Below are 3,546 nucleotides of genomic sequence, written 5' to 3' on the forward strand. Positions count from 1 at the left end.
GCGGCGGCCCCGAAACGCCAACCGCCGCTCAGCGGCGGGCGGGCCTGGGGCGGCGGGGCGGCGCGCTCGCGCTGGATCACCTCGGAGGCGAGGCGCAGATAGGCCTGCGAGCCGACGCACTTCAGGTCGTAGAGCAGCACCGGCTTGCCATAGGAGGGGGCCTCCGACACCCGCACGTTGCGCGGGATCACCGTCTCATAGACCTTGTCGCCCATGAACTGCCGGACGTCCTCCACCACTTGGTCGGAGAGGTTGTTGCGGGCGTCGTACATGGTCAGGACGATGCCGTGGATGGTGAGGTTCGGGTTCAGCCCGGTGCGCACCTGCTCCACGGTCTTGAGCAATTGGGACAGGCCTTCCAGGGCGAAGAACTCGCACTGCAGCGGCACCAGGATGGCGTCCGCCGCCGCCATGGCGTTCACGGTCAGAAGCGACAGCGAGGGCGGGCAGTCGATCAGCACGTAGGAATAGGCCGTGCCCGACGTGTCCGCGGCCAGCGCCTCCAGCGCCGCGCGCAGGCGGAAGGCGCGGTCGCGCTCGGCGGCGATCTCCAGTTCCACGCCGGAGAGGTCGAGGGTCGCCGGCGCCACATGCAGCGACGGCACGCCGGTCTCCATCACGGTTTCGCGCAGGGTCGCCTCGCCTACCAGCACGTCATAGGTCGAGAGGTTGCGCGCGCGCCGGTCGATGCCGAGCCCGGTGGAGGCGTTGCCCTGGGGATCGAGGTCGACCACCAGCACGCTCTCGCCGATGGCGGCGAGCGCCGTGCCGAGATTGATGGCGGTGGTGGTCTTGCCGACGCCGCCCTTCTGGTTGGCGAGCGCGAGCACGCGCGGCGGCGCGGCGGCGCCCCGGTCGGAGAGCGGGGAGATGGTGGTCTCGGTCATGGCCTGTTCCTCGGCGCCCGGTCGCGGGCGCGTGCCTGACGTGGGATGTCCTGGCCGGCGTCCACGGCGGGCGCCTCTCGTTTCGCCGACCGCACCACCAGGATCCGCCCGTCGGGATCGCTGAGGCTCGGAGCGAGGTCGAAATCGAGTGTCCAGCCTTTGGCCGCCTCGGTCAATTCGCGTTCGGCGTCGCGGCCCTTGGGAAACAGGCCGAGCGCCCCGGCGCCGAGGAAGGGCGCGGCGAGATCCAGCAGGCTTCGGCAGCGGCGCGAGGCGCGCGCGGAGACCACGTGCGTTCCGGGCGCGAGCGCGGCGGACACGTCCTCGATGCGCCGGGCCTCAACCTCCACCGGCAGCGCCGCATGGCGCGCCGCCTCGCGCAGGAAGGCGGCCTTGCGGGTGTCGGATTCCACCAGGACCACGCGGGCGCCGTCGCGGTCCGCCATCACCGCCGCCACCACGAGGCCGGGGAAGCCGCCGCCGGATCCGAGATCGACCCAGCGCCGCGCCGTCTCCGGAACATGGTTAACGAGCTGTAAACTGTCGGCGACATGCCGCTCCCAGAGGTTGGGCAGGGTGGCGGGGGAGACCAGGTTCAGCGTCTTCTGCCACTTGGCTAGCAGGGCAGCGACGGTCTCCAGGCGCGCCAATGTTCACGTGAAACACGCGCCGCGACCTCCGCCTTGCCCGTGTCGTGCGCCATGGACGCTGCTCCTTCGCTCCGGCAGGCCGTCATTGCGGCCGAGAGCGGCCAAACGATGCCGCCGCCGTCCGCGGCTCCTTTGCACCCGCACCCATCCCCATGATCCACAGACAGCAGCGGCCGGGCGTCCTATCCGCCCGTCCCCCGCTTCCTCACATGGGTGACGATCAGCGCCAGCGCCGCCGGGGTCATCCCCTCCATGCGGCCGGCCTGCCCCACGGTGCGCGGGCGCACGCGGTCGAGCCGCTGCTTCAGCTCGTTGGAGAGGCCGGGCAGCGCGCCATAGGCGAGGTCGTCGGGCAGGGCCAAGGCCTCGTCCCGGCGCAGCACGGCGATGTCCGCGGCCTGGCGCTCCAGATAGACGGCATATTTCGCATCCGTCTCCACCTGGGCGGCGATGTCCGCCGGCAGCGCCCCCAGCTGCGGCCAGATCGCGGCGAGGCGTTCAAGGTCGATGTCGGGATAAGCGAGCAGGTCGAACGCCGAGCGGCGCTGACCGTCCTGGTTCAACGCGAGGCCGTGCCGTGCGCCCTCCGTGGGCGTGAGCGCGAGGCCGCGAGCCAGCGCGCGCGCCGCCTCCAGCGCCTGCATGCGGGTGGTGAAGTGCGCCCAGCGCGACGCGCCCACGAGGCCGAGATCGCGCCCGAGCGCGGTGAGGCGCTGGTCCGCATTGTCGGCCCGCAGGGTCAGGCGATACTCGGCGCGCGAGGTGAACATGCGGTAGGGCTCGCTCACGCCGCGGGTGACGAGGTCGTCCACCATCACGCCCAGATAGGCCGAGGCGCGGTCGATCACCGTCCCGTCCGCACCGCCCGCCCGGCGCGCGGCGTTGAGCCCGGCGAGCAGGCCTGGGCCGCCGCCTCCTCATAGCCGGTGGTGCCGTTGATCTGGCCGGCGAGGAACAGGCCGACGACGCCCTTGGCCTCCAGCGTCGCCGACAGCGCGCGCGGATCCACATGGTCGTACTCGATGGCATAGCCGGGCCGCAGCATCACCACGCGCTCGAGCCCGGGAATGGTGGCGAGCAGCGCGCGCTGGGCCTCCTCCGGCAGGGAGGTGGAGACGCCGTTGGGATAGACAGTGGGATCGTCCAGCCCCTCCGGCTCCAGGAAGATCTGGTGGCCGTCGCGCTCGCCGAAGCGGACGATCTTGTCCTCGATGGACGGGCAATAGCGCGGCCCCGTGCTCTCGATGCGGCCGGAATACATGGCCGAGCGGGACAGGTTGGCGCGGATCACCTCGTGTGTCGCTTGCGTGGTGCGGGTGATGCCGCAGGCCACCTGCGGGTTCGGCAGTCGGGTGGTGAGGGCGGAGAAGGGCTCCGGGTCCTCGTCGCCCTGCTGCATCTCCAGCGATGCCCAGTCGATGGTGCGCCCGTCGAGCCGCGGCGGCGTGCCCGTCTTCAGCCGGCCGAGCGGCAAACCGAGCCGCGCCAGGGCCGCAGAGAGGCCGAGGCTCGGCTTCTCGCCCATCCGGCCGGCGGGCATGCTCACCTCGCCCATATGAATGAGGCCGTTGAGGAAGGTGCCGGTGGTCAGCACCGCTGCGCCGCAGGCGAGGCGCCGGCCGTCGGCGAGAAGGAGCGCGGTGACGCGGGCGTCCTTCGCCTCGATGTCGGCCACCTCGCCTTCGACGAGGGCAAGGCCCGCCTGCGCCTCGAGCGCCGCCTGCATGGCGCGGGCATAGAGCTTGCGGTCCGCCTGGGCGCGCGGGCCGCGCACCGCCGGTCCCTTGCGCCGGTTGAGCACGCGGAACTGGATGCCGCCTTCGTCCGCCACGCGGCCCATGAGGCCATCGAGGGCATCGATCTCGCGCACCAGGTGCCCCTTGCCGAGCCCGCCGATGGCCGGATTGCACGACATGGCGCCGACGGTGGCGCGGGCGATGGGTGACGGAGCGCCGTGCGCGTGCGCCGCGCGCCGCCGCCGCGCGCGCGCGCACCGAGATCGTCGAGGG

Annotated in this window: 2 protein-coding genes and 1 pseudogene; all 3 read right to left on the reverse strand. The window is 72.2% G+C overall.

The genetic code is table 11. The annotated features are described in order from the left end of the window. The coding region (locus AC2W7M_RS22070; RefSeq protein WP_486134938.1) for a ParA family protein at nt 1–887 on the reverse strand (887 nt) is incomplete at its 3' end. Further along, complete coding sequence (locus AC2W7M_RS22075; protein ID WP_486134940.1) at nt 884–1,537, reverse strand: 16S rRNA (guanine(527)-N(7))-methyltransferase RsmG; 654 nt, start codon at nt 1,535–1,537, stop codon at nt 884–886. The genes AC2W7M_RS22070 and AC2W7M_RS22075, both read right to left, overlap by 4 nt. A 182-nt stretch (nt 1,538–1,719) precedes the next feature. Next, nucleotides 1,720–3,537, reverse strand: a pseudogene (gene mnmG / locus AC2W7M_RS22080) (tRNA uridine-5-carboxymethylaminomethyl(34) synthesis enzyme MnmG). Nucleotides 3,538–3,546: the final 9 nt, after the last annotated feature.

Source organism: Xanthobacter sp. BG11Y11_SDJG (genome assembly GCF_057364445.1).